The organism is Terriglobales bacterium (assembly GCA_035457425.1).
Classification (GTDB): Bacteria; Acidobacteriota; Terriglobia; order Terriglobales; family Acidobacteriaceae; genus JACPNR01.
Window position 1 is genome coordinate 1 of the sequence record DATIBR010000192.1, and the last position, 25,656, is coordinate 25,656.

The window sequence follows — 25,656 nt, forward strand, 5'->3', positions numbered from 1 at the left end:
CGAGGCAGGTAGCGCCGGCGCGCTGAATGGTGGCGATGGAGGCCAGGCCGACGACGGGGACGTCGAAGCGCATGTCCTGATTCGGCTTCGCGACTTTGACGACGGTGAGCGCGCGCGAGAGCGTGGAGGCATCGCCGGGGAGCGAGCGCATGAGCTCGCCGGCGCGCAGGATGGTGGCGTCGGTACCTTCCATGGCCTCGACGGCGACGCAGGCGGCGTCGGCGATGACGACAGTCTGGCCGATGTCGTAGTGCGCGAGGTGGCGCGCGACCGCGCGGCCGTACTCCACGTTCTCCTGCTCGGCTTCGTTGGGCGCGCGCTTCGAGAGCACGCCCGGCTTGGCGAGCAGCGGCTCGAGCAGCGCGGTGGAGCTGATGAGGTGGATGCCTTCGTCCTCGAGCACCTTCGCGACCGCGCCGATGAGCGAGTCGGTGTTGCGCGTGGTCAGCGACATCAGCAGCTTGGCCAGCTTCCAGTCGGGCTTGATGGAGCTGAAGATCTGCTTGTGCTTCACCTGGCCGGCCATCACGGCGGTTGAGACGCCTTCGCGCTTGAAGGTGTCGATGAGCTTGGAGAGCTCGCCGAGGGAGAGCCAGTGGAAGTTGGAGGATTTTTTCTCAAGCTCGGGAAAAGTCTCCTCTTTGATCGCTGCCACCACCAATTCGTAGCCTTGCGAAGTGGCCGCGTCGGCGACGAGAAAGGGGAACTGTCCATTGCCGGCGATGAGCCCGAGTTTTCCCTTAGCGCTCACGGATGAGTGTGGATTGTATAGGGGTTCCTCGGCTCGCGCTCATCCGCTACGCGGACTCGCGCTTCGCTCGGAATGACAATCAAAACCACTACTTGATCACGCCGCGCTCCGACTTCGCGATGAAGTCGATCAGGTACCGTACGTCCTCGCCAACGTCGGTTTCGGCGCGCAGTCTCTCCAGCGCCTGCGAGGTGTTGAGCTTCGAGGCGAGCAGCACGCGGTAGGCGTGGTGGAGCTTCTGGATGCGGCCCTTGGAGAAGCCGCGGCGCTCGAGGCCGACGGAGTTCATGCCGTAGGCGCGATTCTCGCGCGCGGCGGAGGTCTTGGAGAAGGGCAGCACGTCCTGCGTGATGGTGGTGCCGCCGCCGACGTAGCTGTGCGCGCCGATGCGGACGAACTGGTGGACGGGGCAGAGCGCGCCGACGACCGCCCACTCTTCCACCGTCACGTGGCCGGCGAGGGTAGCGCCGTTGACCAGCATGGCGTGGTCGCCGATGACCGAGTCGTGCCCGACGTGCGAGTACGCCATGATCAGGCAGTGGCTGCCGATGCGCGTGACGCCTCCGCCCTTGGTGGTGCCGCGGTTGAGCGTGACGCACTCGCGCACCACGGTGTGGTCGCCGATCTCCAGGCGCGTGGGCTCGCCGTGGTAGGTGAGGTCCTGCGGCTCGATGCCGATGGCGGCGTAGGGGAAGAAGCGGCAGTGCCTGCCGATCTTGGTGGGGCCGTGGACGACGACGTGCGCGATCAGCTCGGTGCCTTCGCCGAGCTCCACGCCGGCGCCGATCACGCAATACGGTCCGACCTTGCAGGTGGGGTGGATCTTTGCGGAGGGGTGAATCACGGCGGTCGGGTGAACCGTTTCCCGTTTCCGGTTTCCCGTTCCCCGAGGCTTCGCCTTGCGCGTGGCCACGGGGCTAGGCCTTCTGGCCGGGATTCGAGACGAGCTGGCAGGTGACGACCGCCTCGCAGGCGAGCTTGTCGCCGACGTAGGCCTTGCCCTGCATCTTGACGGCGGTCATGCGCCAGGCGAGGACGTCGACCTCGAGGCGGAGCTGGTCGCCGGGGAGCACGGGCTTGCGGAACTTGGCGCGCTCGATGCCGGTGAAGAACATGAGCTTGCCGTCGCGGTCGGCGATCTCGGTGAGCAGCAGCGCGCCGCCGGCCTGAGCGATGGCTTCCACGATGAGCACGCCCGGCATGATGGGGAAGCCGGGGAAGTGTCCCTGGAAGAAGGGCTCGTTGATGGTGACGTTCTTGAGCGCGACGATGCGCTGCTTGCGCTCCAGGTCCACCACCCGGTCGATGAGCAGGAAGGGGTAGCGGTGCGGCAGGATGCGCATGATCTCGACGATGTCGAGGGTCTTCTTGCCGGTCTCGGGCTCGGCAACGGCGGACTTGGAGTGGTCAGTCATGAAGACGGGACAAGAATCAGGCGGATGATTATAGTGGATGCCCTCCGCCCGGCCTACCCAGCCGGGCGTTGCCTAGTAAACATGCCGAAAAGCGCGACCAAGAAGAAGACGGCGGAGACGAACGGGGTCTCGCGCGAGCTGGGGCAGGCGCTGCTGCAGTGGTTGGCGCGCGCCCAGCCGCGCATGGTCGGGACCATCAAGACGCTGGTGGAGACGGAGTCGCCGTCGAGCTCGAAGCCGGCGGTGGACGCGCTGGTGCAGCACCTGGCGAAGGAGTTCCGCGCGGTCGGCGGCAAGGTGACGCTGCATCCGCAGCGGAAGTTCGGCGACCACCTGCAGGTGGAGTTCGCGGCGGGCAAGAACGGCAACGCCAACGCAAAGCCCATCCTGCTGCTGGGGCACACCGACACGGTGTGGGACGTCGGGACGCTGAAGGTCATGCCGTTCCAGGTGCAGAAGGGCCGGCTGTGGGGCCCGGGCGTCTACGACATGAAGACCGGCATCGCGCAGATGCTCTATGCCATCGGCGCGCTGCGCGAGGTGGCGGGCGGGCTGCCGCGGCCGGTCACGGTGTTCCTGGTCTCGGACGAAGAGGTGGGCAGCGACACCTCGCGCAAGCTCACCGAGACGCTGGCGAAGAAGTCGGCGGCGGTGCTGGTGTGCGAGCCCTCGCAAGGGGCGCAGGGCGCGCTCAAGACGTGGCGCAAGGGCGTGGGCGAGTACACGCTGAAGGTGCGCGGGCGCGCGGCGCACGCGGGCGTGGATTTCACGCAGGGCGACAGCGCGATCCTGGAGCTGGCGCGGCAGCTGCTCGACGTGGCGGCGTTCACCGACCTGGAGCGCGGGCTGACGGTGAACCCGGGCGTGATCCGCGGCGGGACGCGGACCAACGTGATCGCGGCGGAGGCGGTCGCGGAGATCGACGTCCGCATCAAGAAGCTGGATGACGCGGAGGCGGTGGAGCAGAAGTTCCGCGGGCTGAAGCCGAAGAACAGGAATTGCCGGCTGGAGATCACCGGCGGGATGAACCGGCCGCCGATGGAGCGCTCGGAAGGCGTGGCGCGGCTGTTCGAGCTGGCGCGGCAGGCGGGCGACGCGCTGCGGCTGGAGGTGCGCGAGGCCGGGACCGGCGGCGGCTCCGACGGGAACTTCACCGCCGCGCTGGGGATCCCGACGCTCGATGGATTGGGTGCCGTCGGCGAGGGCGCTCATGCGTCTAATGAGAGCGTGCTGATCGAGGAGATCCCGCGGCGGACGGCGCTGGTGGCGCTGCTCGTGGCGGGGATCGGGTGGTAGGAGCGCGCCCGCGAGGTCGAGGGCGCACATTTTGACCGCGGCTGGCGCGCAGCCTACAATCGTGGACAGCACGGAGGAGTGATGAAACTAGGCGTCCTGGAACTGCTCATACTTTTCGGCATCGCGCTGCTCATCTTCGGCGCCGGCAAGCTGCCGCAACTCGGCAAGGGGCTGGGCGAGGGCATCCGCAACTTCAAGTCGGCGGTCAAAGACGGCGAGAGCGGCGGCGAGTCCGAGAAGAAGAGCTAGCTCGGCTCATCCCCAAGATGCTTCGTCGCTGCTCGCGAGCCGGAGAAAGCGCTCGCCCGCCACGGCGGGCTCCTCAGCATGACCCCTCACATTAAGGAAGCTTCCCGCAGCATCCTCGTGACCAGCGCGACCGGAAGTCCCACCACGTTGAAGTAATCCCCTTCGAGTCTTCCGATCCAGCGCGAGGCGCGACCCTGGATGGCGTAGGCGCCGGCCTTGTCCATGGGCTCGCCGGTCGCGATGTAGTCCGCGATGTCGCGCTCACTCAGCGGGTCGAAATCCACGGTGGTGGTCGCGCTGCGGACGTCTTCGTTGCCATGCGCGATCAGGCAGACGCCGGTGGTGACCTGGTGCGCGCGGCCCGAAAGCAGGCGCAACATGCGGGCGGCGTCGAGGGCATCGGCGGGCTTTTCGAGCAGGTCGTCGCCCACCACGACGACGGTGTCGGCGGCGAGCACCGGCGCGGCGGGGAAGCGGTGCGCGACCACGCGGGCCTTGTCGCGCGCCAGCCGCTCGGCGTAGTGGCGCGGCGATTCGTGCGGCGCGCGCGCTTCCTCCAGGTCCGAGACCTCGACGCGGAAGGCGATGCCGGCGTTGCGCAGCAGCTCGGCGCGGCGCGGCGAAGCGGAGGCCAGAATCAATTGTCGACTGGTTGACTGGTTCATTGAAAAGCGGCTGACGGCGGGCGGCATGCCGCCGGCCGCGGAGCTAAGCAGGATATCCGCAGCGTCGGAAATGAGCCAGTGAACCAGTCAACAAGTGAACCAGTTCGCTCATCTGAATCCGGGTGCCTCCCGTAGAATCCCCAACCATGCGATTTGGCGCCACGGTGAACGGCGGGACGACCATGTTCCGGGTGTGGGCGCCGAGCGCTCGGCAGGTGAGGCTGCAGATCGTCGGGTCGCCTGGGGCGAGCGAGATGCGGCGCGAGCCGGACGGCTCGTGGTCGCTCGAGGCCGCCGCGCAGGCGGGCGACCGCTACTTCTATCTCGTCGACGACAACAAGCCGGTGCCGGACCCGGTGTCGCGCTTCCTCCCCGAGGGCGTGCACGGGCCGACGGAGATCGTGGACCCGGCCGCGTTCGAGTGGACGGACGCGGGCTGGCGCGGGCTGAAGCTACGCGACTACGCCCTCTATGAGCTGCATGTGGGGACGTTCACGCCGGAGGGCACGTTCGAGGCGGTCGTCCCGCGGCTGGAGGAGCTGAAGCGGCTGGGCGTCACCGCGCTGGAGCTGATGCCGGTGGCGGCGTTTCCCGGCGCGCGCAACTGGGGATACGACGGCGTCTCGCCCTACGCGGTGCAGGCGAGCTACGGCGGCCCGGTCGGGCTGAAGCGCCTGGTGGATGCGGCGCACCGCGCCGGGCTCGCGGTGGTGCAGGACGTGGTCTACAACCACCTCGGGCCCGAAGGGAATTACCTGCGGATGTTCGGACCGTACTTCACCGGCCGCTACGAGACGCCGTGGGGCGAGGCCGTCAACTACGACGGCGCGGGCTGCGCGGGCGTGCGGCGGTATTTCGTGGAGAACGCCGCGTACTGGGTGCGGGAGTACCACATGGACGGGCTGCGGCTCGACGCGGTGCACACCATGCATGACCACTCGGCGCGGCACGTGCTGGCGGAGGTGGCGGAGGCGGCGCACGCGGCGGGCGCGGAGGCGGGGCGCCCGGCGGTGGTGATCGCGGAGTCGGACGCGAACGACGCGATGCTGGTGGCGCCGGCGGAGCGCGGCGGCTACGGGCTCGACGCGGTGTGGAGCGACGACTTCCACCACGCGGTGCACGCGTTCTTCACCGGCGAGCGCGCCGGCTACTACCAGGATTTCGGCCGGGGAGAGCAGATCGCGAAAGCGCTGCGCGAGGGCTTCTGCTTCCAGGGCGAGCACTTCGCATACTGGGGCAAGCCGCGCGGGAGCAAGCCGGCGGGGATGCGCGCGGAGCAGCACGTCTTGTGCCTGCAGAACCACGACCAGGTCGGGAACCGCGCGCACGGCGAGCGCTTGACGCAGCTCGTCCCGCGGGGCGCGCGCAAGCTGGCCGCGGCGCTGCTGGTGCTCGCGCCCGAGACGCCGCTGCTGTTCATGGGGCAGGAGTACGACGAGCGGAATCCGTTCCTGTTCTTCACCAGCTTCGGCGACCCGGCGCTGCGCAAGGCGGTGGTCGCGGGCCGCAAGAAGGAGTTCAAGAAGTTCGGTTTTGCGGACACACCCGATCCCGAGGACGCGAAGACGTTCGAGCGGTCGAAGCTTCAGTGGCCAGTGGACGGTGGACAGTGGACAGACCAGGGCCAACGGGAGATGTGGGAGTGGTATCGCCGCCTGCTGGAGCTGCGGCGGGAGTGGGTCGCCGGCACGGACCGGCAGTGCGACGTGCGGCTCGAGGGCGCCGTGCTCACGATGAGAGTGGGGAGCCTGGTGGTGCAGGCGGGGCTGAAGGCCGGGGCGGCGCTGCCGCCGGCTGCGGGGAAGCCGCTGCTGGAATCTTACGAAGACGGCTATGCCGTGCGCGTGAGTCCTCAGGGCTGAGCATCGAGGCGATAGGGGTTCCTCGACTCGCGCTCATCCGCTGCGCGGACTCGCGCTTCGCTCGGAATGACAATCAAGTCCAAAGCCGCGGCCGGGGGCGGCCGCGGTACCCGGATCATGGCGTATCGAAGTACCCGACCAGGCGCTCGTCGATGGTGAACTGGTTGCAGTGGGCGTCGTGCTGCTGGTAGCCCGCGGCGAACTTTTCCTTGAAGCGGTGGAAGTCCTCGGCGGAGTCCCACTGGTCGATGGTGGCGTAGTGGTCGACGTGCTCGCGGTCGCGCAGCAGGATGGTTCCGAGGTATCCGGCGCCCTGGCGGAAGAAATGGGCCCAGTCGCCGTCGGGGCCATAGTATTTCTCGAAGGCGGCGGCCTGCTCGCGGTGCACGCGGTATTCCCAGATGATCTGCAGCATGTTGGCGATTGTAAATGCCCAGCGGTTCAGCTCGGTGGAAGAGCGGCGCTTCCGCGCCGCGTGAGCGGCGAAAAGGATGCTGGGCTTTAGCCCGGGCCTAAAGGCCGCGGCAAAGGAGCGCCGGACGCGGGCCTGAAGGCCCGCTCTTCCACCATCAGCGTATGCCCACCAGCCCGCGCACCGAGTCGACCAGCTTCTGCGGGTCGTAGCCGACGCCGTCCTTGAAGACCATCTGCACGTTCTCGATGTCGGCGATGTTCTTGTCGGGTGAGCCCTTCACCAGGATGAGGTCGGCGGCCTTGCCCACCTCGATCGTCCCGACCTCTTTCTCGATGCCGAGGTAGCGCGCGCCGTTCTGCGTGCAGATCTGGATGGCTTCGAGCGGCGTGAAGCCCGCTTCGACCAGCAGCTCGACCTCGCGTTGCGAGCCGAAACCGGCGAGTGCGCCGCCGTTGCCGGTGGGGTCGGTGCCGGCGACGAGCAGGCCGCCGGCCTTGGCGAACGCGCGCTCGAACTGCATTTCCATCTGGAAGAGGCGTCCCCAGGGCGCTTCGGGCTTGCCGTAGCGCTGCTGGTTGCGAACCGGGTCGTCGAGCCCCGCGCGCGAGGAGAGGAACATGGTCTTGGCGGTGTCGCTCATGGCGTCGAGCACGCGCTGCGGCGCGGGGTTCGAGCGGTTGGGCACGAACATCTCGAACACCGGCAGGGTGGAGGTGACGGCGACCTTCTTCTCGACCAGCGTGCGGATGGTCTGCTGGATCTCGGGGCCGTTGACGTCCATGGTCGCCAGGTGGACGTAGGCCTTGCTCGAGCTGGGACACTCGTCGGGCTTCTTCCCGGGGAAAAACTCGGTATCGACGATGAGGCCGTGCTCGAGGTCGTCGATGCCGAGCTCGGCGGCTTCGCGGAAGCCGATGGAACAGAGGTGGCCGGTGACCTTGAGGCCGCGGCGGTGGGCCTCGTCGATGGCGGCCTTCAGGTTGGCGCGCGTGATGACGTTGTAGGCCTTGAAGGAGGTCGCGCCCTGGTCGGCCCAGAAGGCAACGGTCGCGCGCGCGTCTTCGGGCGTGGCGATGGCATGCATCTGCGGTGTGAAGGCGCCCGCGCCTTCGAGGTAGGGACCGGTGACGTGCATCTTCGGGCCCACCGACTTGCCGGAGTCGATGAGCTTCTTGAGTTCGAGGTCGGTGTAGGGCTCGATGGAGCCGCCGGTGCGCAGCGAGGTCACGCCGGCAGCGAGATAGAGCCGCGGGAAGCTGTAGGGCATCTCGTGGAAGACGCCGCCGCCGGCGGGATAGAACATATGCTCGTGCAGCAGGACGAGGCCGGGGAGCAGCGTCATGCCGGTGCCGTCGATGAGCTTCTCGACCTTCATCTTCCACGGCCGACCCTTCTCGATAATGGGCATTTCGTCTTTGGAGGGGCTGAGCTTCTCATTCGGGCCAAAGATCCGCAGGATCCGGCCATTCACGATCAGGATGGTCTGGTCTTCCTTGGCGAGGGCGCCGGTGCCATCGATGATGCGGACGTGGGTGATGCCGATCTCGCGGCGGTCGTCAGCGACGTACTGCTGCACGGCGGGCGAGAGGTTCTGTGGCGCGGCGGAGGCGGCGAGGAGCAGCAGAACGAACAGGCTCTTCATGGGGGAGGGATTGTAAACCAGCGGCGGCGGGGCCGCCGCCGCTACAGCCGGCGGGCCGCCGGCGCTACTTTTTATTCTTGGCGATGGAGAGCAGGAGCTCGCTGTCGGCGCCCTTGGCGCGCAGCGAGCCTTCGATCTCGGCGTTGAGCGAGAAGCTGACGCCGTACTTCTCGACCAGCGTGATGATGCGGACCTTGGCGAGGCCGTTGAGGAGCGCCTCCTCCACGTCTTTCTCGGAGAGCGGTTTGGGGCCGGCGCTTTCGAGCGCGACGTCGCGGCGCGCCTGGTACTCGGCCTGGAAGGCGACGACCTGCGACCATTCCTTGTAGTTGGGCAGGCTGAGGCGGAGCTCGTGGTCGCCGGGCGGCGCCTCGACGACCAGCTCGCCGCGCTCGCTGGTGCGGCCCTGGTAGCGGCCGTCGAGATAGACCTCGACCCCTCCGGGCTGCGAGTTCACGGTCAGGCGCGCGATCTTCGGCTTGGGAGGCTCGGGCGGCGGGGCGGGCGGCGGCGGCTCCTTGGCTTTGAGTTCCGCCTTGAGGCGCGCAAGGGCGGTATCGAAGTTGTTGACGAAGCTGAGCAGCTCGCTCGCCTTGTAGGTCAGGCCCTTGTTGTCGACGGCGTTGACCTGGATGCGGTTGTCGACCACGCGCGGCTCCACGTGCAGCCAGTTGTAGTTCTTGCCCTTGATGACGAAGTGGGCGAAGTTGTCCCAGTCCTTGGTCTCGGAGATCTCGGCGCGGGTGAAGCTCATGGAGTGGCCGGGAACGTCGACGGAGTGGTAGACGATGCGGTCGCGCGTGATGTCCAGGAAGCCGTAGCAGTTCACCACCGAGAGCAGGAGCAGGTTGACGTGCAGGTGGGCGACGGTGAAGCGGACGCAGTCGTTCTCCTTGAAGAGCGTCTCGGAGAACTGGGTGGTGCGGTAGTCGGTATTGCACTGGGCGCGCGCGGGGCGGCTCGCCATCACGAGCATGGCGAAGGCGAGCAGCAGCATGACGCGGCCGAGACGCAAGGGGCACTCCCTGAGATGGGATTTTGCGCGGAGTATAGCAAAACGGGAGCGCGGAGGATGTGACGCATGCGCCGGCGAGGTCGCCGGCGCCTACCTGAGGGTGGGCAGAAGGCGGATGTTAGAATCGGAGATTACCCGCGCAGCGCCGCCCACATATGGACCGCCAGTTCATCCGCAATTTCGCCATCATCGCGCACATCGACCACGGGAAATCGACCCTGGCGGACCGGCTGCTGGAGCTGACGGGCGCGCTGACCGCGCGCGAGATGCACGCCCAGGTGCTGGACGCGATGGACCTGGAGCGCGAGCGCGGCATCACCATCAAGGCGCACGCCGTCCGCATGAAGTACGTGGCGAAGGACGGCACCGAGTACCAGCTCAACCTGATCGACACGCCCGGGCACGTGGACTTCAGCTACGAGGTCTCGCGCTCGCTGGCCTCGTGCGAGGGCGCGCTGCTGCTGGTCGACGCCTCGCAGGGCGTGGAGGCGCAGACGCTGGCCAACGCGTACCTCGCGATCAACCATGGCCTCGAGATCATCCCGGTCATCAACAAGATCGACCTGCCGTCGGCCGACATCCCGCGGGTGAAGGAGATGATCGAGCAGACCATCGGGCTGGACGCTTCGAACGCGCTGCTGGTCTCGGCCAAGACGGGCGACGGCGTGCCCGAGGTGCTGGAGGCGATCGTGCAGCGCATCCCGCCGCCGAAAGGCCTGGCGCGGACGCACCTGCAGGCGCTCATCTTCGACTCCTGGTTCGACCCGTACCGCGGCGTGGTGGTGCTGACGCGCGTGTTCCAGGGCACGCTGAAGATGGGCGACCGCATCCGGCTGTGGTCGAATGGCAAGATCTTCACCATCGAGGGGCTGGGCGTGCTCACCCCCAAGCCGGTGGTGATCGATGAGTTGGTCGCGGGCGAGGTCGGCTTCCTCATCGCCAACCTGAAGAACGTGGGCGACACCAAGATCGGCGACACCATCACGCACGAGGACCGGCCGGCCATCGACGCGCTGCCGGGGTTCGAAGAGATCAAGCCGATGGTGTTCGCGGGGCTTTACACGGTGGATGCGCACGAGCACACCGCGCTGCGCGAGGCGCTGGAGAAGCTGCGGCTGAATGATTCCTCCTTCTTCTTCGAGCCGGAGAGCTCGGCGGCGCTCGGCTTCGGCTTCCGCTGCGGCTTCCTGGGCCTGCTGCACATGGAGATCATCCAGGAGCGGCTGGAGCGCGAGCACAAGCTCGACCTCATCACCACGGCGCCCAGCGTGCGCTTCAAGGTGACCAAGACGGACGGCAGCGTGCTCGAGGTCGACAATCCCTCGCGCTGGCCGAACACCACCGAGATCGAGAAGGTCGAGGAGCCGGTGATCCTGGCGACCATCCTGACGACCGAAGAGTTCGTGGGGAACATCCTGAAGCTGGTGGAAGAGAAGCGCGGCAAGCAGAAGGCGTTCGAATACGTGAGCGCGAACCGCGTGATGCTGACCTACGAGCTGCCGCTGGTGGAGATCGTGCTGGATTTCTACGACCGGCTGAAGTCGGTGTCGAAGGGCTACGCGTCGCTCGACTACCACCTGTCGGGCTACTGGGAGTCGCCGATGGTGAAGCTCGACATCCTGGTGGGGGGCGAGGCGGTGGACGCGCTCTCGCTCATCGTGCATCGCGACTTCGCGTACGAGCGCGGGCGCGCGCTGGCGGCGAAGATGAAAGAGCTCATCCCGCGGCAGATGTTCGAAGTGGCGATCCAGGCGGCCATCGGCGCGAAGATCATCGCGCGCGAGACGGTGGGCGCGATCCGCAAGAACGTGCTGGCGAAGTGCTACGGCGGCGACATCACGCGCAAGCGCAAGCTGCTGGAGAAGCAGAAGGAAGGCAAGAAGCGCATGAAGCGCATCGGGAAGGTCGACATCCCGCAGGAGGCCTTCCTGGCCGTGCTGCGCGTGGGCGAAGAGTAGGCGTTTTTCGCACCGGGGCGCGTGCAGCAAAGGCAGTTCTTACGCGGGGTTCACGCACCTCCGTGCATGGCGCATGTGCAAAACTCCCAGGCGCGCCGGCGGCGGGTTCCCCGACGGCCGCGCGACGGAGGCCGCGCCGGGCCTTAGAAGCCCAACCCGCTCATTCCAATCCACTTTGCCGGTTGCCGCAGAATGGATGCAATCTGCGTAACTGACTGAAATCATTTCGTAACCTCCCTCACACGCCCGCGTTGTTCACAGGCTTTTCCACCGCGCGGCGGAAAATTCTTCCGGCTCCCAATGAAGGGAACCGCGGCCAGACGTGGGGAAGCGTCCGGCCGCGGGCTTCTCCTCCTCAGTCGCCGAGGACGAAGCGGACGGTGACCTGCGCCTCGACCTCGATGGGTGAGCCGTTGAGATAGTAGGGACGAAAGCGCCACTGCCGTACCGCCTCGAGTGCAGCTCCGACGAGCATGGGATGGCCACTGACGACGCGGAGGCTTTCAACCCCGCCGTCTTTGGCGATCACCGCGTGCAGGATGACTTCTCCTTGTACGCGGATCAGCTTCGCTTGCGGTGGATACGCGGGCTCGACGCGATGGACGATCATGCCTGGGTCGAGGCGCGAGAGCACGAGCTTCTCGGGACCCCTGACCGGGCGCGGCGGTGGTACGAATCCGTTGGGATCGCCACCGGGCACGCCACAACAGCCGCTCGGTCCGGTGGAGGGCAATTCGGGGATCGTCTCTCCGACAAAATCAGGCCGCGCGGGACCATACGGCAGCGCAGGAGACATGTTGCGCACGATCGGTCTCGGACCGCCGAGGAATGGTCCATGACTGTTCCCGCCGCCCGGCTCGGGCCGCTGATCCCGATCCGATGCCGGCGCCTGGCCCAACGGTACGTTCAGGACCTGCGCGTGCACCGACATTCCGGGAATGGCGTCGAGGTAAAGCAGCGGCACGGCGACGAGCGCGGCGATGACCAGGCTTTCGCCGGCGAGGGTAGCGACGAGCGCGAGCTTGCGGCGGCGGCGCTCGGCGCGCGGGACTTCCAGCAGAACGGAGTCGAACATCTCTCACCTCTTCTTCTCGAGGGCGGGGCAGCAAGCCGCTTCGGGCCCTCGCGCTGTGCTCGCGCGGGCCAGCGCTCGCTCCGCGCCCACCCGTTTGCGCGAAAGACACCGCGGCGACGGAGGGAGAAAAAGAAAAGCCGCCCGCGTGGGCGGCTTTATTTTCCGGGAGCCGGGAACTAGCGCGGCTTGGTCGGTGTCGGCTGTGGCTGTGCCGGGCGCGTGGCGGAAGGCGCCGCAGGAGCGCCGGCCGCGGGCTTGGGCGGCGCCGGCACGCCGGACTCGGTGTTGTAGGCCTCGACCACGGCCTGGGTGATGTTCACACCCTGGGCGGCCCACAGCACGTTGGTGTTCTGCTCGTTGCCGACGTCGATGATGACGGCGAAGCCGTTGGCCGTCGCCCACTTGTCGAGCGTCTTGAAGATCTTGGTGCCGATGGCGTTGCCGATGTCGTTGGACTGCGTCTGGAAATCCTTCTGCGCGTCTTCGGCGAGGCGCTTGAGGGCGGTCTGCTTCTGGTCGATCTGGCGGAGCAGGCTCTGGCGGGCGTCCTCGTTCATCTTGTCGCCCTGGGTCTGCATCTGGGTCTGGAGCGCCTTGATCTCGTCCTGCTTGGTCTTGATCTCGACGCTCTTGGGGTCGAAGCGCTTCTGCAGGGCGGCGAAGTCGCGCTGGCCCTCGTTGGAAGCCAGGATGGCCATCTGCATGTTGATGATGCCGACCTTGGTGGGCGCGGGGGCGGCAGGCGAAGCGGGCGCCGGCGAGGCGGCCGCGCGCGTGGTCTGCGCGAATGCGGTGAGCGACAGGATGACGGCCAGGGCCAGGGCGATACGTGCGTGCGTGCGATTCATTGTTTCTCGTGAACTCCTTCGGTGTACTCCAGGATCCCTCAGAAACCCTTCAGACGGCGGCCTGCGCGCTCATCCATTGGACGGGGGACAGGCAGGAACGGAGGCTTCTCACTGAAAAATCTCAGGGCTGCGAGTAGCAGCCATTATAGGCGGGTTGGGCAGGCGTGGCAAACCGCTCACCCATGCTCGGTGGTCAGACGCTGGCGTCCTCCTCCGCCCGGTCGTTATCGGGGATCAGCGACTTACGGAGTTCGCGCTCACGCAGCCAGGTGAAGATCACGGGCGTCACGATGAGCACATGCAGCAGCGAGCTCACCATGCCACCCAAGACCGGGGTCGCGATGGGCTTCATGACCTCGGCCCCGGTGCGGGTGGACCACATGATGGGCAGCAGGCCGGCGACGACCGTGGCTACGGTCATGACCTTGGGCCGCAGCCGCAGCAATGCGCCCTCGATCACGGCCTGGTGCAAGCCTTGGGGCGTCAGCACACCGTCGGCGGCGAGGCGCCGAGCGACCGCTTCCTCGAGGTATATGACCATCACGACGCCGGTCTGGACGGCGGTCCCGAACAGCGCGATGAACCCCACCCAGACCGCGACGGAGAAGTTGTAGCCGAGCAGTTTGAGCAGAAAGACCCCGCCGGTGAGCGCGAAAGGAACCGCAAGGAGCACGTGCGCGGCCTCCTGGGCGGAGTGGTAGGTCCAGTAGAGCAGCAGGAAGATGATGACGACCACGATGGGAATGACGATCTGGAGGCGCTTCTTGGCGCGGATCTGGTTCTCGTATTGGCCGCTCCACTCGATGTGGTAGCCGGTGGGGAGCGCGACGCGCTGCGCGACGACGGCTTTCGCCTCATCGACGAAGCGGCCCGGGTCGCGCCCGCGGACGTTGAGCATGACGGTGCCGCGCAGCTGGCCATTCTCGCTGGAGATCATCGCCGGACCGAGGACGGTACGGATGGTGGTGAGCTGGTCGAGGGGGATCTGCGCGCCGTTGGGGGCGTTGACGACGACGTGGCGGAGTTGGTCGATGTCTTCGCGGAAGGCACGGGCGTACCGCACGCGAATGGGCAAGCGCTCGCGACCCTGGATGACGATGCCGGCCTCCTTGCCGCCGATGCCGGTCTCGATGGCATCCTGCACCTCGCCGACGCCGATGCCGTAGCGCGCGGCAGCCTGGCGGTCGATCTCGATCTCGAGGTACGGGGCGCCGGTGATGCGTTCGGCGTAGAGATCGACCGCGCCGGGCACGGTGCGGAGCGCTTCCTGGACCCGCAGCGAGAGGTCCTCGATGTTCGTCAAGTCGGGCCCGAAGACCTTGACGCCGACCTGCGTGCGGATGCCGGTGGAGAGCATGTCGATGCGGTTGCGGATGGGCTGGGTCCAGATGTTGGTGACGCCGGGCAGGCGCAGCTTTTCATCGAGCCGCTGGATGATCTGGTCCTTGGTGGTGCCCGCCGGCCATTGTTCCTTGGGCTTGAAGATGACGACGGTCTCGGCCATGTTGACGGGCGCGGGGTCGGTGGCCGTCTCTGCCCGGCCGACCTTGCCGACGACGCGGTCGACGGCCGGATCGGCGGCGATGATGCGGTCCTGCTCGGCCAGGATCTCGCCCGCCTTGGTGAGCGAGATGCTGGGATCGGTGATGGGCATGAACATCGCGGAGCCCTCGTCCAGCGGGGGCATGAACTCCGAGCCGATGGTGGTGGCGGTCAACAGGGCGCTGACGAACAGCACAGCCGCGAGCAGCAACGTGAACGTCCGGTTCCGCAACGCCCACAGGAGCGCGGGCCGGTAGATGGCTTGCAGGCCGTGCATCACCGGGTTCCGGTCTTCCCGGTGCAGCTTGCCCCGGATGAGGAAGGTGCAGAGCACGGGCACGAGTGTGACCGCAATGATGGTGGAGGCGACCATCGCGAACGTCTTGGTGAAGGCGAGCGGGTGGAACATCTTGCCTTCCATGCCGGTGAGGGCAAACACCGGGATGAAGGCCAGGATGATGATGGTCATGGCGAAGAAGATGGGACGGCCGACGATCTTGGCGGCGCGCAGGGTGATCTCGCGGATGTAGGGCACATAGTCGCCGTGGCCTTCGGCGTACCTCTCGGCCTGGCGAATGACGTTCTCGGTCATGACGATGCCGGCATCGACGAGCACGCCGATGGCGATGGCGATGCCGCCGAGCGACATGATGTTCGAGGTGATGCCGGCGTAGTACATCATCAGGAACGAACTCCCGACGGCGAGGGGCAGCGGGAGCGTGACCACGAGGATGCTGCGGAAGTGCCAGAGGAAGATGATGTGCGCGAGGGTGACGAGCAGGATCTCTTCGATGAGGGCGTGCTTGAGGGTGTCGACGGAGCGGTCGATCAGCTCGCTGCGGTCGTAGAAGGAGCGGATGGTGACGCCGGGGGGCAGGCCGGGCTTGAGCTCGTCGAGTCGCTGCTTGACGCCATCAATGACCTCGCGCGCGTTGGCGCCGTAGCGGATGATGACGACCCCGCCCACCACCTGCTTGCCGGCGTCGTCGAGCAGGCCGCGGCGGAACTGCGGACCCAGGGTGACGGTGGCAACGTTCCGCAAATAGACGGGTGTCCCGTTGCGGCTCGAAAGGACGATGTCTTCCACATCCCGGGTGGAACGGATCAGGCCAAGGCCGCGAACGACGAACTCGCGGTCGTTGGCTTCGACGACCTTGGCGCCGACGTTGGTGTTCGAACGTTCCACCGCCTCGTAGACCGTCTTGAGCGGAAGGTTGTAAGAGCGGAGCTTGAGCGGGTCGACATCGACCTGGTATTCGCTCAGGTGGCCGCCCACGGAGGCGACTTCGGCCACCCCTGGCACCGAGTTGAGGACGTAGCGGATGTACCAATGCTGGAGTGAGTGCAGTTGTGCCTGGTCGTACGGGCCTTCGACGGTGTACCAGAAGACCTGGCCGACGCCGGTGGCGTCGGGCCCGAGTGTCGGCATCACCCCCTGCGGGAGGAAGCTGGACGACAGGTTCAGGCGTTCCAGGACGCGGGTGCGGGCGAAGTAGACGTCGACGTCGTCGTTGAAGACGACGTTGATCATCGAGAAGCCGAAGGCCGACGAGGAGCGCACCGCGCGTACGCCCGGCAAGCCCTGCAAGTTGACGGTGAGCGGATAGGTGATCTGGTCCTCGACCTCCTGGGGACCGCGACCGGGCCAGTCGGTGAAGACGATGACCTGGTTCTCGCTCAGGTCGGGGATGGCGTCGATGGGCGTGTGCAGCATCGCCCAGTAGCCCCAGAGCGCGAGCGCGATGTAGGCGACGAGGATGATGGGACGGTTGCGGAGCGAGAATTCGATCAGCTTATTGATCATGGCTGTCTCCTCACTTCGCCGTCACGCGCGTTCGCTGTTGCGCGATGAGGGCGCCGTCCTTGCGCGCGACCGCGGTCACGGTCCACGCGCCTGACATCGGCACGTTGAGCTGCCCGGCGTAGGCGGAGCCGTCCCACGCGAGAGCCGCCTCGGCCTTCATCTCCCCCATGCCCATCGAGGGCATCGCGGGCATGAAGAAGGTGACGGCGACCTCCGCGCCTGCCACGTTCTTGCCGGCGTCGTCGGTGAGGTGGGCCTTGATGTTCACCGGCTGCCCGCCCTTGGGCTCCGCGGGGTCGAACATCAGGCGCAGGGTCGCGCCGCGGGTTTGGGATGGAGGCGATGGCTGACTCGAGTACTCCTTCGCCCCGCCGAACATGCCGGACATCCCGCCGGTGATCCGCGTCTGCGAATCGATCATGAACGCGCCGCGCGTGACGACGCTCTCGCCCTCCTTCAGGCCGGAGAGCACGGGGTAGTAGCCGTCGGTGGCTTCGCCCAACCGCACCGGGCGCTGCTCGAACTCGCCGTTCCCGCGGGCGACGTAGACCAGCTGATCGGCCCCTGTGTCGAGCACCGCCGTGCGCGGAACGGCGAGCGTGGGCGCGCGCTTCCCCACGTCGAGCCGCACGCGCACGAACATGCCCGGGCGGAGGCGAAGCTCAGGGTTCGCGACCTCGATGCGCGCGGCGGTGGTGCGCGTTTCGGGGCTGACATTGGGATCGAGAAAGCTGACGCGCCCGCGCAACTTCGTGCCGGGGAGAGCGTCGGTGGTGATCTCTGCGGCAGCGCCGGTGCGCAGGCGCGAGAGCTCGTCCTGGTAAACGTCGGCCAGGACCCACACGCGGCTGAGGTCCGCGATGGTGAAGAGCGCCTCGCCCTCGGAGACATATTGCCCAGCGGTGACTTTGCGCTCCTTGACGACGCCGGAGGCCGGGGAATAGGTCGTGACATTGACAGCGGACCTGCCCGCGGCGAGTTCGTCGATCTGGCTGGCGCTCAGGCCCCAAAGCTCCAGCTTGCGCCGGCTGGCGGCGACGAGGTCGTTCGCCTGCTCGCGCGCTTCCGCGGTGGCGTTGGCAAGACGTTCCTGACTCTCGAGCGCCAGCCGGTATTCCTGCGCGGCGGTGAGCAGGTCGGGGCTGTAGATCGAGGCCACCGCCTGCCCGCGACGAACCGGCTGCCCGGTGAAATCGAGGAAGAGCCTGTCGATGCGGCCGGCGACGCGCGCGCTGATGGTCGAGAGCTGCGTCTCGGCTTCGTCCACGCGGCCGGGCAAGAGCAGGTCGCTCGCGATGTCGCGGCGCGTGATGGCTGTGAGCTGGACGCCGATGGACTTCTGCTCGGCGTCGCTCAGCATCACGGAAGCGGCTTCCGCGCCTGCCGCGCCCGGGCGGTGCGCCGAGTGGTCCGGCGGAGCCGCGGCCGGTGCGACCATGGGAGCCGCCGTTGCAGACTTGGACTGATCTCGCCATGCCAAGTATCCGGCGGCGAGGGCGAGTCCGAGCGCGACGCCGGCGACGGTCAAAGTGATCTCTTTGCGTGTCATGGAGCTTCTCCCTGCCGCGGCGAAATCGCGCGGCGGATGGGCGTGCCGGTGGCGCGCTCCAGCTCGCTCAATCGCGTATCGAGGTCCGCGAGCGAGCGGTAATAGGCGGTGCGGACGTCGAGCGCCATGTTCTGGCTGTCGATCAGGTTCAGGAAATCCGTCCGGTCGGTCTGGTAGGCGGCGGAGGCGGAGCGCAGCGCGCTGTCGACCTGCGGTGCCAGCGTGTTGCGGTAAAGGTCGACGAGGCGCTTGGCCGATTGCACGCGGATGAGCGCCTCCTGCAGTTCCTGCCGGACGGCGTTGCGCTTGCTCTCCAGTTCCGCGTTGCGCAGGCTGATCTCCGCGCTGGCTTCCGCGATCTCCGAATCGTGCCGGCGCTTGTTGAACCACGGCAGCGTCATGGAGAACTCCGCCATGTAGCCGTTGCGGAACTCCATCCCGGTGGGACCGAGCATGTATCCGGCGCCGACCTGGAAGTCGGGCAGGTAGGTCTTGCGGGCCAGAGCCAGCTTGTCTTCGCCCTGCTGAACGGATCGGCGAAGGCCGGCCAGCTCCGGGCGATTGGCGATCGCGGCGCGCTCCAACTCACTGAGGGCGGGCAGCTGGTCGGGCGAGGTGTAGGCGCCGACCACGCGGAGCGGTTCGCCCGGACCGCGGCCGAGCAACGTGTTGAGCCGAGCGCGCGCCATGGCGCCTTGCTCGTCGAGCATGACGAGGTGCTCGACCAGGCGCGTGAGCACGATCTGCGCCTTGAGCGTGTCCTGCTGCGGGACCTTGCCGACGCTGTACTTGATGCGCGCGGCCTCGAAGGCCTGGCGCGCCAGCGCCACCTGGCGGTCGTGCAGCAGCAGCTCGTCGCGATTGCGCAGGAGGTCGTAATACGCCTGGCGCACCTGCAGCAGGACGTCGCGGCGCATCGCCTCCAGTTCGCTGCGCGAGATGGCGACGTCCTGCCGCGCGACTTTGTCGGCCAGCCCGCGCTTGCCCGGCCCGGGTAGGGCCTGCGAGAGCATCACCATGTTCTGCGACCGGTCGAGGTCCCAGGGGCGGCGCAGCGGAACGCCCCAGGTGCGGACCTGGAGCATGGGATCTTCCAGAGCGCCGGCTTGCGGCGCGCGGGCCTCGACGACCGCTATGCGGGCAGCGGCCGCCTTCAGTCCAGGATTGCCGGTCAGCGCGGCTGCCTCGAGGTCGTCGAGCGTATAAGTCGGCGCGCTGGTCTCGACGTGATGCTGCGCGAGCATCGCGTCCAAAAGTGCGGGCGGCTCCTGCTGGCCCATCGCGGGCCAGACAGCGAGCAGCGAGAGTACGAGTACAGCAAGGCCTTTCATGTCTTCCCTCCACGAGGATCGAGTGGGGCGGACACGCTACGGCGTCCGCGAGAGACACGAAGGGCTAGATACGAAGGACGGAGCTACAACGCGGCGGAGAAGTGGGTGGCGAGCGGTCGCTGGTCAGCGAGCTTGCCTCCGCCGGCCTTTCCGTGTGGACGGCGATGGGAGCAGGCAGCACCGCAACCTGGTCGAAATCGATGGACGAGGTCTTGTGGGGCGCGAAGGCGTCAGGCACGCCCGCCACGGTGCGGCAGCACTGGTGTGACGCCGGCCCGACCTGGTCGTGGCAGTCACCGTGCATCTGGCGGCAGCACTCGGCTTCGCTCACCGCGAGCGCGGCCGTTTCCATGGCGCACGCCATCAGCGGGGTCGCAAACAGGAATGCGATCGTGCCGAGCGCGACGAGCGCGGAAAGGGCACGGCTGCGGACTGTGGTGCGACGGGTCATCGCCATCACCAGACTATGGGATGCCGCGGATGCTGGATGTGACGCAGGTCACACCGGGAGTGCCAAGAGAGTTCCGCCTAGAAGGTGGTGGAGACGGAGAAGCGGAAGGTGGAGCGGGGCTCGTGGAGGCGGGCGCGGCCGCCGCCGGCGAGGGATTCATTGCGGACCGCCTGCTGGAAGCTGAAATCGCCGGCGCCGCCGGGCGGGAACATGTCGCGTGTGATCTGGGTATTGCCGTTGATGAAGGTGTCGAGCGTCAGCGGGTTGAAAGCGTAGTAGACGCGCAGGGGCGCGTTGATGACCGGCATGAGGATCTGGATCTCGGCGCCGGTGGACATGCGCGGCACGTAGTTGGTGGCGGAGATGGGATCGATCTGCTGGTCGAAAGGCGGCAGCGCGAAGCCCGCGCAGCTGAAGTCCGGGTTGATGGCCGGGCAGCCGAAGGTGCTGCTGTTGAGGGCGTCGAGCGAGGCGGGCGAGAGCTTGAGCTGCGACGGGCGCGCCACGAAGTCCATGCCGAAGTCGTTGAACAGGGCGAAGGTGACCGGGCCGGCGATGGGGATGCGGTACTCGACGTTGGAGACGATGCTGGTGTCGCCGCCGGGGAAGATGAGGCGGCGCATCGGCACCGGCACGGTGACGACGCCGCGACGCAGGTTGCTGGGGTCGATGGGGACGAAGGAGCCGTCGGGGTTCTGGAGCGGGAAGTTGACCTTCTGCACCAGGTAGATGGCGGGCGAGATGGTGCGGATGTCGAAGCCGCGCAGGTCGGTGTCGCCGCCCATGTAGGCGCGCTCGAAGGGAGGCGCGACGATGCCGCCCCAGCCCGTCAGGTAGGAAGCCTGCAGGCGCACGCCGAGGATCTGGGGCGCGTTGCCGGGATCATGGGTGAAGCGCAGTCCCTTCATCGGGAACCAGATCTTGTACTCGACGATGGGACGGAGCGAGCGGACGTTGCCGCCGAGTCCGGCGATCTCGCCGCCGAGGTAGAGGCTGTTGCCGCCGGTGGGGCGGAAGTTGTTGTTGATGGTCGAGAAGCTGAAGCTGGGCAGCAGCTTGCTGGTGACGATGCCGCGCAGCGCGTTGGGACCGGAGATGCTGCGGAAGTCGATGTTCTCGAAGGCGAAGCGCGAGGCGTCGCTGAAGGTATCGATGGACGTCCGGTCGAGCGCGTAGGTGAGGCCGACGCGCTTGAAGGAGTGGCGCAGCGGATAGCTGGCGTAGAGCGAGATGCCGGTGGAGGACTGGCGGTAGTTCTGCAGCGTGTTGAGGAAGGACTGGGGCAGGTTGAGCTGCTGGCCGCTGAGCTCGGCGGCGATGCGCGCCTGGTCGTAGTCGTAAGAGCGGTGGTAGATGGTGAAGCCGGTCTGGAGGGGGCGGTCGAACATGTACGGCTCGGTGAAGCCGAACAGCAGGTTCTTCTCGCGCGAGCCCACGTTCGCCTGGATGGTGAGCGTCTCGCCCAGGCCGAGGAAGTTGTTGGTCTGGTAGCTGAGGCCGACGAAGGAGCCGGAGAGGCCGCTGACGCCGCCGTTCAAGCCGATCTGGTTCTTACCCTTTTCCTTGAGCTTGAGGGTGAGGTCGACGGTGCCCTCGCCCTCGTTGCGGCGGATGACGGTGTCCTGCTCGGGCTTGAGCTGCTCGAAGTAGTTGAGCTGGTTCAGGCGGAGGATGCTCATGTCCCAGAGGCGGGAGTTGTAGAGGCCGCCTTCCTCCACCGCGAGCTCGCGGCGGATGACCTTGTCGCGCGTGGTCGTGTTGCCCTCGAACTCGATGCGCCGGACGTAGAACTGCTTGCCCTCGTCCACGTCGATCTCGAGCGAGATGACCTTCTTGTCGTCGTCGATCTTGGTGTCGGGGATGGAGGTGAAGTTGATGTAGCCGTACTCGCCGTACGCCTTGGTCAGGTTCTGCAGGCCCTTGCGGATGGCGGAGATGTCGAAGATGTCGCCGTCCTTGATGGGGAAGAGGCCGCGCAGCGCCCTCTGGTCGGCGATGGCCTTGTTGTTCTTGAAGGTGATGGACCCCAGCCGGTAGCGCTCGCCTTCCTCGATGGGCAGGGTGATGTCGATCGCCTTGCCCTTCTTCGACTTCCAGAAGAACGGGAAGTTGATGCCGCCGGTGTCGCGCACCTTGGTCTTGGGGTCGTTGACCAGGGCCTTGAAGTAGCCCCTCTGCTGGTAGGCGTCGCGCACGCGCTCGGTGTCTTCGGTGAGCTTGGAGGCGTCGTAGGTCTTGGCCCAGAGGTTCTCGAGGAAGATGGAGTGCGGGATGCCGATGGGCCGCAGGTTGACCATGGCGCGCCGCAGCTTGCGGCCGGAGATGTGCTTGTTGCCCTCGAAGCGGATCTTGCCGACCTTGACCTTGGGGCCTTCCACCACGTTGAAGAGCACGGCGACGGCGCCGGGCGGGATGGGATGGATCTCCGGGGTGACCTTGGCGAACTGGCGGCCGTGCTCGCCCAGCAGCTCTTTCAGGACGGTCTCGGCGCGCTTGATGCGGGTGGGGTCGTACTGGCTCTCGACCGTGAGGCCGACCTTGCGCTCCTTGAAGCGGTCGAGCACGTCGGACTGCGAGACCGAGTTAAGGCCCTTGTACTCGATGCGGCGGATGGTCGGCCGCTCCTTCACGTAGATGTGGATGACCACGCCGCCGGCCACGTCCTCGCGCTCGATGCGCAGGTCCTCGAAGTAGCCGGTGTTCCACAGGGAATTGAAGTCGCGCTCGACGCCGGCCGGGTCGTAGACGTCGCCGGCGCGGGTGAAGATGCGCGCGCGGATGCTCTCGGCCGGGATGCGGCGCTGGCCGTGGATCTCGACGCTCTTCACGACCTCCTGGGCCTGGGCCAATCCGCTGAAAAGACCGGAGAAAAGTACCAGCAGGAGGGTCGCGAAGAGAAAGCGGCCCGCCGCCGCCGAACGTGCGCGACGTGCGAGACAAGACAATCCCGAAAAAAAGGCGGAAATAGGACGACCTCTACTGGGAGACTAGGAATTGGTCATTATACGGAAAGAGGCTGCATGTGCATAGACAAGCGAATACCTGAGAACCGGGGCCCGGGATGCCGCGATGGCGCGCGGATCGCACGCCCGATTAGACGACGCGCGGGCCGCGGTGGCGACATCGGCGGCGCAACGGCCGACGGGCGAAGCCGCCGCGAAAATCGAGGGCTGCTGCTGGAATGGGGCAGCACCGAACAGTGGGTGCGAATCTCATCTCCCAAGTCCCAATAGGAGAACACTCAGATGGACGATCGTAATCGTAATCAGCAGGGCGAAGGCATGGAAAACCGCGAGAAGCAGGGCGGCAACATGCCGAACCCCAACGAGAAGAAGCCCACCCAGGGTGACCAGGGACAGGGGACGGAAGATCGCAACCGTGGCCAGAACCAGGGTCAGAACCAGGGCCAGGGCGGCGAGCGGAAGTCCGCCTAACGCGCTGCTGAACGTCGAAGAATAGGGAAGCCCGGTGCGCAAGCGCCGGGCTTTATTCTTGCAAGATCAAAGTCAAGGGAACACAGGAGGACGCAGGGGACGCGGAGGAAACCCGTTTCTTTTCTTTCCGGGAGTGCGGGCAATGTAGCTCACGCAAGAAGAGGAAAAGGGAGAGGAGACAGGAAGAAAAAGAACTCCTCCGCGTCCTCTGCGCCCTCCTGTGTTATTTCGCGGGCGCGACCTCGACCAGGCAGGAGTAGAACGTCGCGCCGCGGCCGATGTCGGTGAGCCGCTCCGAGGTCAGGACGTTGATGTTCTGCTTCTCGGGCGAGAGCTTGGCCCACTTCAGGCGGGCGGCGACGACGCCGCGCGGCACCGAGCCGTTCACGCGCGCCTTCAGCGTGATGGCGCCGCGGTCGTTGAAGACGCGCACCGCCGCGCCCTCCGCGATGCCGCGCGCGGCCGCGTCGGCGCTGTGGATCTCGAGCAGGCCGTCTTCTTCCATCTCCTGCACCGAAGGCAGGTTCGAGAAAGTGGAGTTCAGGTAGTTGTCGGCCTTGCGGCCGAGCAGCTCGAGCGGATACTTCTTCGCCGCCTCGGTGTGGCGCGACTCGCGCGGCGGCACGAACGACGCGATGGGGTCGATGCCCTGCGCGGCGAGCGCGGCGCTGTAAAGCTCGGCCTTGCCAGACGGCGTAGGGAACTGGCCGGCGGCGAAAGGGAGGAAGAAGGCCGTCGGCCCTCGGTCGGCGGCCGTCGGCCGTGAAGAGCCGTTGAGGTGAAGGCGGATGTGGCCTTCGGCTTCGAGGCGCTCGCGCGTGATGCCCTGGAGCGTGGGGGAGCCGCCGGCCAGGGCGGCGTCGAGCATCGCGTCCACCGTCTCGTCGAAGCAGGGCTCGGGGAAGCCCATGGCCTTGGCGAGCGCGCGGAACAGCTCCACGTTGCTGCGCGCCTCGCCCAGCGGCGCGATGGCCTGGTTCGACATGCCGAGGTAGTAGTGCCCGTAGGAGGTCTGGATGTCCTTGTGCTCGAAGAAGGTGGTGGCGGGCAGGACGACGTCGGCGTAGTCGGTGGTGTCGGTGAAGAACTGCTCGTGCACCACGGTGAAGAGGTCCGGGCGCCGCAGGCCGCGGATGACGCGGTTGTGGTCGGGGGCGATGGCGGCGGGGTTGGAGTTGTAGACGAACAGCGCCTGCACCGGCGGATCGTTCAGGTCGAGCAGGACGCGGCCGAGCTCGCTCATGTTGAGCACGCGGGCGGGGCGGCCGAGCGCGGCCTGCATCAGGTCGGGGCGCGTGAGCGCGGCTTCGTCGAGGCCGTAGGCGCCCGAGGTCGAGAGGCAGATGCCGCCGCCGGCGTGCTGGAACGAGCCGGTGACCACCGGGAGCATGGCGATGGCGCGCATGGCGGCGCCGCCGTTCTCCGCGCGCTGCACGCCGTAGTTCACGCGGATGGCGGCGGGGCGCGCGCCGGCGTAGTCGCGCGCCAGCTTGCGGATGTCTTCGGCCGGCACGCCGGTCCACTGCGCCACTTTTTCCGGCGGGTACTCGCGCACGCGCTCGCGCAGCTGCTCGAAGCCGACGGTCGCGCGCGCGACGTAATCCTTGTCGTAGAGGTCTTCCGTGATGATGACGTGCAGCATCCCCAGCGCCAGCGCGACGTCGGTGCCGGGGTGGATGGGGATGTACCAGTCGGCGCACTTCGCGGTGCGCGTCTGGTAGGGATCGATGACCACCAGCTTGGCGCCCTGGCGGCGCGCGTCTTCGATGAACGGCCACAGGTGCACGCTGGTGCCGTGGATGTTGGCGCCCCACGCCAGGATGAGCTTTGAGTGCGCGAACTGCTCGGGCTCGGTGCCGAGCTTCTTGCCGAGCAGGGAGACGATGGCGTCGCCGCCGGCGGTGGCGCAGATGGTGCGGTCGAGCTGCGAGGCGCCCAGCCGGTGGAAGAAGCGGCGGTCCATGGAGGCGTTGCCGAGCGCGCCCAGCGTCCCGCCGTAGGAATAAGGCAGGATGGCCTCCGGGCCGAAGTCGCGCGCGACCTGCTGGAGCTTCGCGGCGACCTCGCGCAGCGCTTCGTCCCACGGGATGCGCGCGAACGCGCCGGGACCGCCGCTGCCTTTGGGCGCGACGCGGCGCATGGGATAAAGGACGCGGTCGGGCGAGTAGACGCGGTCGAGGTACTTGGCGACCTTGGCGCAGAGGAATCCGCGCGTCACCGGATGCGCCGGGTCGCCCTGGATCTTCGTCGCCTTGCCGCTGAGCTGGTCGACGGTGATGAGGACGCCGCAGGCGTCGGGGCAATCGTGCGGGCAGGCGGCGTGGACGACCTTGGTCGACGGCATGGTGAGAGCA

General features: G+C 67.1%; 20 protein-coding genes. 5 read left to right on the plus strand and 15 right to left on the minus strand.

Annotated features, from left to right (window positions below; genetic code table 11):
* The 3 genes from lpxI to fabZ all read right to left on the minus strand — a co-directional run.
* Positions 1-751 (minus strand): UDP-2,3-diacylglucosamine diphosphatase LpxI (lpxI, locus tag VLA96_15000; GenBank protein ID HSE50513.1); only part of this gene is annotated, 751 nt, incomplete at its 3' end.
* Positions 752-839: 88 nt separating this feature from the next.
* The gene (gene lpxA / locus VLA96_15005; GenBank protein HSE50514.1) at positions 840-1,664 is read right to left on the minus strand and encodes an acyl-ACP--UDP-N-acetylglucosamine O-acyltransferase; all 825 of its coding nucleotides are present in this window, start codon (positions 1,662-1,664) and stop codon (positions 840-842) included.
* A 4-nt stretch (positions 1,665-1,668) separates the two neighbouring features.
* Positions 1,669-2,166 (minus strand): 3-hydroxyacyl-ACP dehydratase FabZ, encoded by a 498-nt coding sequence (gene fabZ / locus VLA96_15010; GenBank protein ID HSE50515.1) that lies wholly within the window; start codon positions 2,164-2,166, stop codon positions 1,669-1,671.
* A gap of 81 nt (positions 2,167-2,247) precedes the next feature.
* On the opposite strand from fabZ, the gene VLA96_15015 reads away from it, so the two are divergent.
* Together VLA96_15015 and VLA96_15020 are read left to right on the plus strand one after the other, a co-directional pair.
* Positions 2,248-3,462: a M20 family metallopeptidase gene (locus VLA96_15015; GenBank protein HSE50516.1), complete on the plus strand. Its 1,215-nt coding sequence runs from the start codon at positions 2,248-2,250 to the stop codon at positions 3,460-3,462.
* A gap of 81 nt (positions 3,463-3,543) precedes the next feature.
* A complete protein-coding gene (locus VLA96_15020) occupies positions 3,544-3,711 on the plus strand; it encodes a twin-arginine translocase TatA/TatE family subunit (protein HSE50517.1) in 168 nt (55 codons plus the stop codon).
* A gap of 86 nt (positions 3,712-3,797) precedes the next feature.
* Here VLA96_15020 and VLA96_15025 read toward each other — a convergent pair whose 3' ends face one another.
* A complete protein-coding gene (locus tag VLA96_15025) occupies positions 3,798-4,352 on the minus strand; it encodes a Maf family protein (GenBank protein ID HSE50518.1) in 555 nt (184 codons plus the stop codon).
* A gap of 170 nt (positions 4,353-4,522) precedes the next feature.
* On the opposite strand from VLA96_15025, the gene treZ reads away from it, so the two are divergent.
* Positions 4,523-6,238: a malto-oligosyltrehalose trehalohydrolase gene (gene treZ / locus VLA96_15030; GenBank protein ID HSE50519.1), complete on the plus strand. Its 1,716-nt coding sequence runs from the start codon at positions 4,523-4,525 to the stop codon at positions 6,236-6,238.
* Positions 6,239-6,353: 115 nt separating this feature from the next.
* Here the strand turns inward: treZ and VLA96_15035 are convergent, their stop codons facing one another.
* From VLA96_15035 to VLA96_15045, 3 genes are all read right to left on the minus strand, one after another.
* A complete protein-coding gene (locus tag VLA96_15035) occupies positions 6,354-6,653 on the minus strand; it encodes an antibiotic biosynthesis monooxygenase (GenBank protein ID HSE50520.1) in 300 nt (99 codons plus the stop codon).
* A 154-nt stretch (positions 6,654-6,807) separates the two neighbouring features.
* A complete protein-coding gene (locus VLA96_15040) occupies positions 6,808-8,295 on the minus strand; it encodes an amidohydrolase family protein (protein HSE50521.1) in 1,488 nt (495 codons plus the stop codon).
* A 64-nt stretch (positions 8,296-8,359) separates the two neighbouring features.
* Positions 8,360-9,310, minus strand: coding sequence for a PEGA domain-containing protein (locus VLA96_15045; protein ID HSE50522.1), 951 nt, complete (start codon positions 9,308-9,310; stop codon positions 8,360-8,362).
* A gap of 155 nt (positions 9,311-9,465) precedes the next feature.
* Between VLA96_15045 and lepA the strand changes: the two genes are divergently transcribed.
* On the plus strand, positions 9,466-11,268 hold the full coding sequence (gene lepA, locus VLA96_15050) for a translation elongation factor 4 (GenBank protein HSE50523.1): 1,803 nt from the start codon (positions 9,466-9,468) through the stop codon (positions 11,266-11,268).
* A 355-nt stretch (positions 11,269-11,623) separates the two neighbouring features.
* Here lepA and VLA96_15055 read toward each other — a convergent pair whose 3' ends face one another.
* The 7 genes from VLA96_15055 to bamA all read right to left on the minus strand — a co-directional run bounded on the left by VLA96_15055 (position 11,624) and on the right by bamA (position 22,696).
* Entirely contained in the window at positions 11,624-12,343 is a 720-nt protein-coding gene (locus VLA96_15055; protein HSE50524.1) for an energy transducer TonB, read from the minus strand.
* A 176-nt stretch (positions 12,344-12,519) separates the two neighbouring features.
* Positions 12,520-13,191, minus strand: a complete 672-nt coding sequence (locus VLA96_15060) for an OmpH family outer membrane protein (GenBank protein HSE50525.1) — start codon at positions 13,189-13,191, stop codon at positions 12,520-12,522.
* A gap of 193 nt (positions 13,192-13,384) precedes the next feature.
* The gene (locus VLA96_15065; GenBank protein HSE50526.1) at positions 13,385-16,537 is read right to left on the minus strand and encodes a CusA/CzcA family heavy metal efflux RND transporter; all 3,153 of its coding nucleotides are present in this window, start codon (positions 16,535-16,537) and stop codon (positions 13,385-13,387) included.
* Positions 16,538-16,547: 10 nt separating this feature from the next.
* Positions 16,548-18,086 (minus strand): efflux RND transporter periplasmic adaptor subunit, encoded by a 1,539-nt coding sequence (locus VLA96_15070; protein ID HSE50527.1) that lies wholly within the window; start codon positions 18,084-18,086, stop codon positions 16,548-16,550.
* Positions 18,083-19,417, minus strand: coding sequence for a TolC family protein (locus VLA96_15075; protein ID HSE50528.1), 1,335 nt, complete (start codon positions 19,415-19,417; stop codon positions 18,083-18,085). The genes VLA96_15070 and VLA96_15075 overlap by 4 nt, the downstream gene beginning before the upstream one ends.
* Positions 19,418-19,481: 64 nt before the next feature.
* Positions 19,482-19,874, minus strand: coding sequence for a hypothetical protein (locus VLA96_15080; protein HSE50529.1), 393 nt, complete (start codon positions 19,872-19,874; stop codon positions 19,482-19,484).
* Positions 19,875-19,945: 71 nt separating this feature from the next.
* Complete coding sequence (gene bamA, locus VLA96_15085) at positions 19,946-22,696, minus strand: outer membrane protein assembly factor BamA (GenBank protein ID HSE50530.1); 2,751 nt, start codon at positions 22,694-22,696, stop codon at positions 19,946-19,948.
* 417 nt (positions 22,697-23,113) lie between these two features.
* Here bamA and VLA96_15090 point away from each other — a divergent pair, with 417 nt between their 5' ends.
* Positions 23,114-23,302 (plus strand): hypothetical protein, encoded by a 189-nt coding sequence (locus VLA96_15090; GenBank protein HSE50531.1) that lies wholly within the window; start codon positions 23,114-23,116, stop codon positions 23,300-23,302.
* A 223-nt stretch (positions 23,303-23,525) separates the two neighbouring features.
* Here VLA96_15090 and VLA96_15095 read toward each other — a convergent pair whose 3' ends face one another.
* Complete coding sequence (locus VLA96_15095; protein ID HSE50532.1) at positions 23,526-25,646, minus strand: molybdopterin-dependent oxidoreductase; 2,121 nt, start codon at positions 25,644-25,646, stop codon at positions 23,526-23,528.
* Positions 25,647-25,656 lie beyond the last annotated feature (10 nt).

Excerpts from the sequence above, each read along its gene's own strand:
- fabZ (HSE50515.1), bottom strand. The coding sequence starts at position 2,166 with ATGACTGACCACTCCAAGTCCGCCGTTGCCGAGCCCGAGACCGGCAAG.
- VLA96_15095 (HSE50532.1), bottom strand. The coding sequence starts at position 25,646 with ATGCCGTCGACCAAGGTCGTCCACGCCGCCTGCCCGCACGATTGCCCC.
- VLA96_15090 (HSE50531.1), top strand. The coding sequence starts at position 23,114 with ATGGACGATCGTAATCGTAATCAGCAGGGCGAAGGCATGGAAAACCGC.
- VLA96_15035 (HSE50520.1), bottom strand. The coding sequence starts at position 6,653 with ATGCTGCAGATCATCTGGGAATACCGCGTGCACCGCGAGCAGGCCGCC.
- VLA96_15055 (HSE50524.1), bottom strand. The coding sequence starts at position 12,343 with ATGTTCGACTCCGTTCTGCTGGAAGTCCCGCGCGCCGAGCGCCGCCGC.
- VLA96_15070 (HSE50527.1), bottom strand. The coding sequence starts at position 18,086 with ATGACACGCAAAGAGATCACTTTGACCGTCGCCGGCGTCGCGCTCGGA.
- lepA (HSE50523.1), top strand. The coding sequence starts at position 9,466 with ATGGACCGCCAGTTCATCCGCAATTTCGCCATCATCGCGCACATCGAC.
- VLA96_15080 (HSE50529.1), bottom strand. The coding sequence starts at position 19,874 with ATGGCGATGACCCGTCGCACCACAGTCCGCAGCCGTGCCCTTTCCGCG.
- VLA96_15020 (HSE50517.1), top strand. The coding sequence starts at position 3,544 with ATGAAACTAGGCGTCCTGGAACTGCTCATACTTTTCGGCATCGCGCTG.
- VLA96_15065 (HSE50526.1), bottom strand. The coding sequence starts at position 16,537 with ATGATCAATAAGCTGATCGAATTCTCGCTCCGCAACCGTCCCATCATC.
- VLA96_15040 (HSE50521.1), bottom strand. The coding sequence starts at position 8,295 with ATGAAGAGCCTGTTCGTTCTGCTGCTCCTCGCCGCCTCCGCCGCGCCA.
- treZ (HSE50519.1), top strand. The coding sequence starts at position 4,523 with ATGCGATTTGGCGCCACGGTGAACGGCGGGACGACCATGTTCCGGGTG.
- VLA96_15075 (HSE50528.1), bottom strand. The coding sequence starts at position 19,417 with ATGAAAGGCCTTGCTGTACTCGTACTCTCGCTGCTCGCTGTCTGGCCC.
- VLA96_15060 (HSE50525.1), bottom strand. The coding sequence starts at position 13,191 with ATGAATCGCACGCACGCACGTATCGCCCTGGCCCTGGCCGTCATCCTG.
- VLA96_15015 (HSE50516.1), top strand. The coding sequence starts at position 2,248 with ATGCCGAAAAGCGCGACCAAGAAGAAGACGGCGGAGACGAACGGGGTC.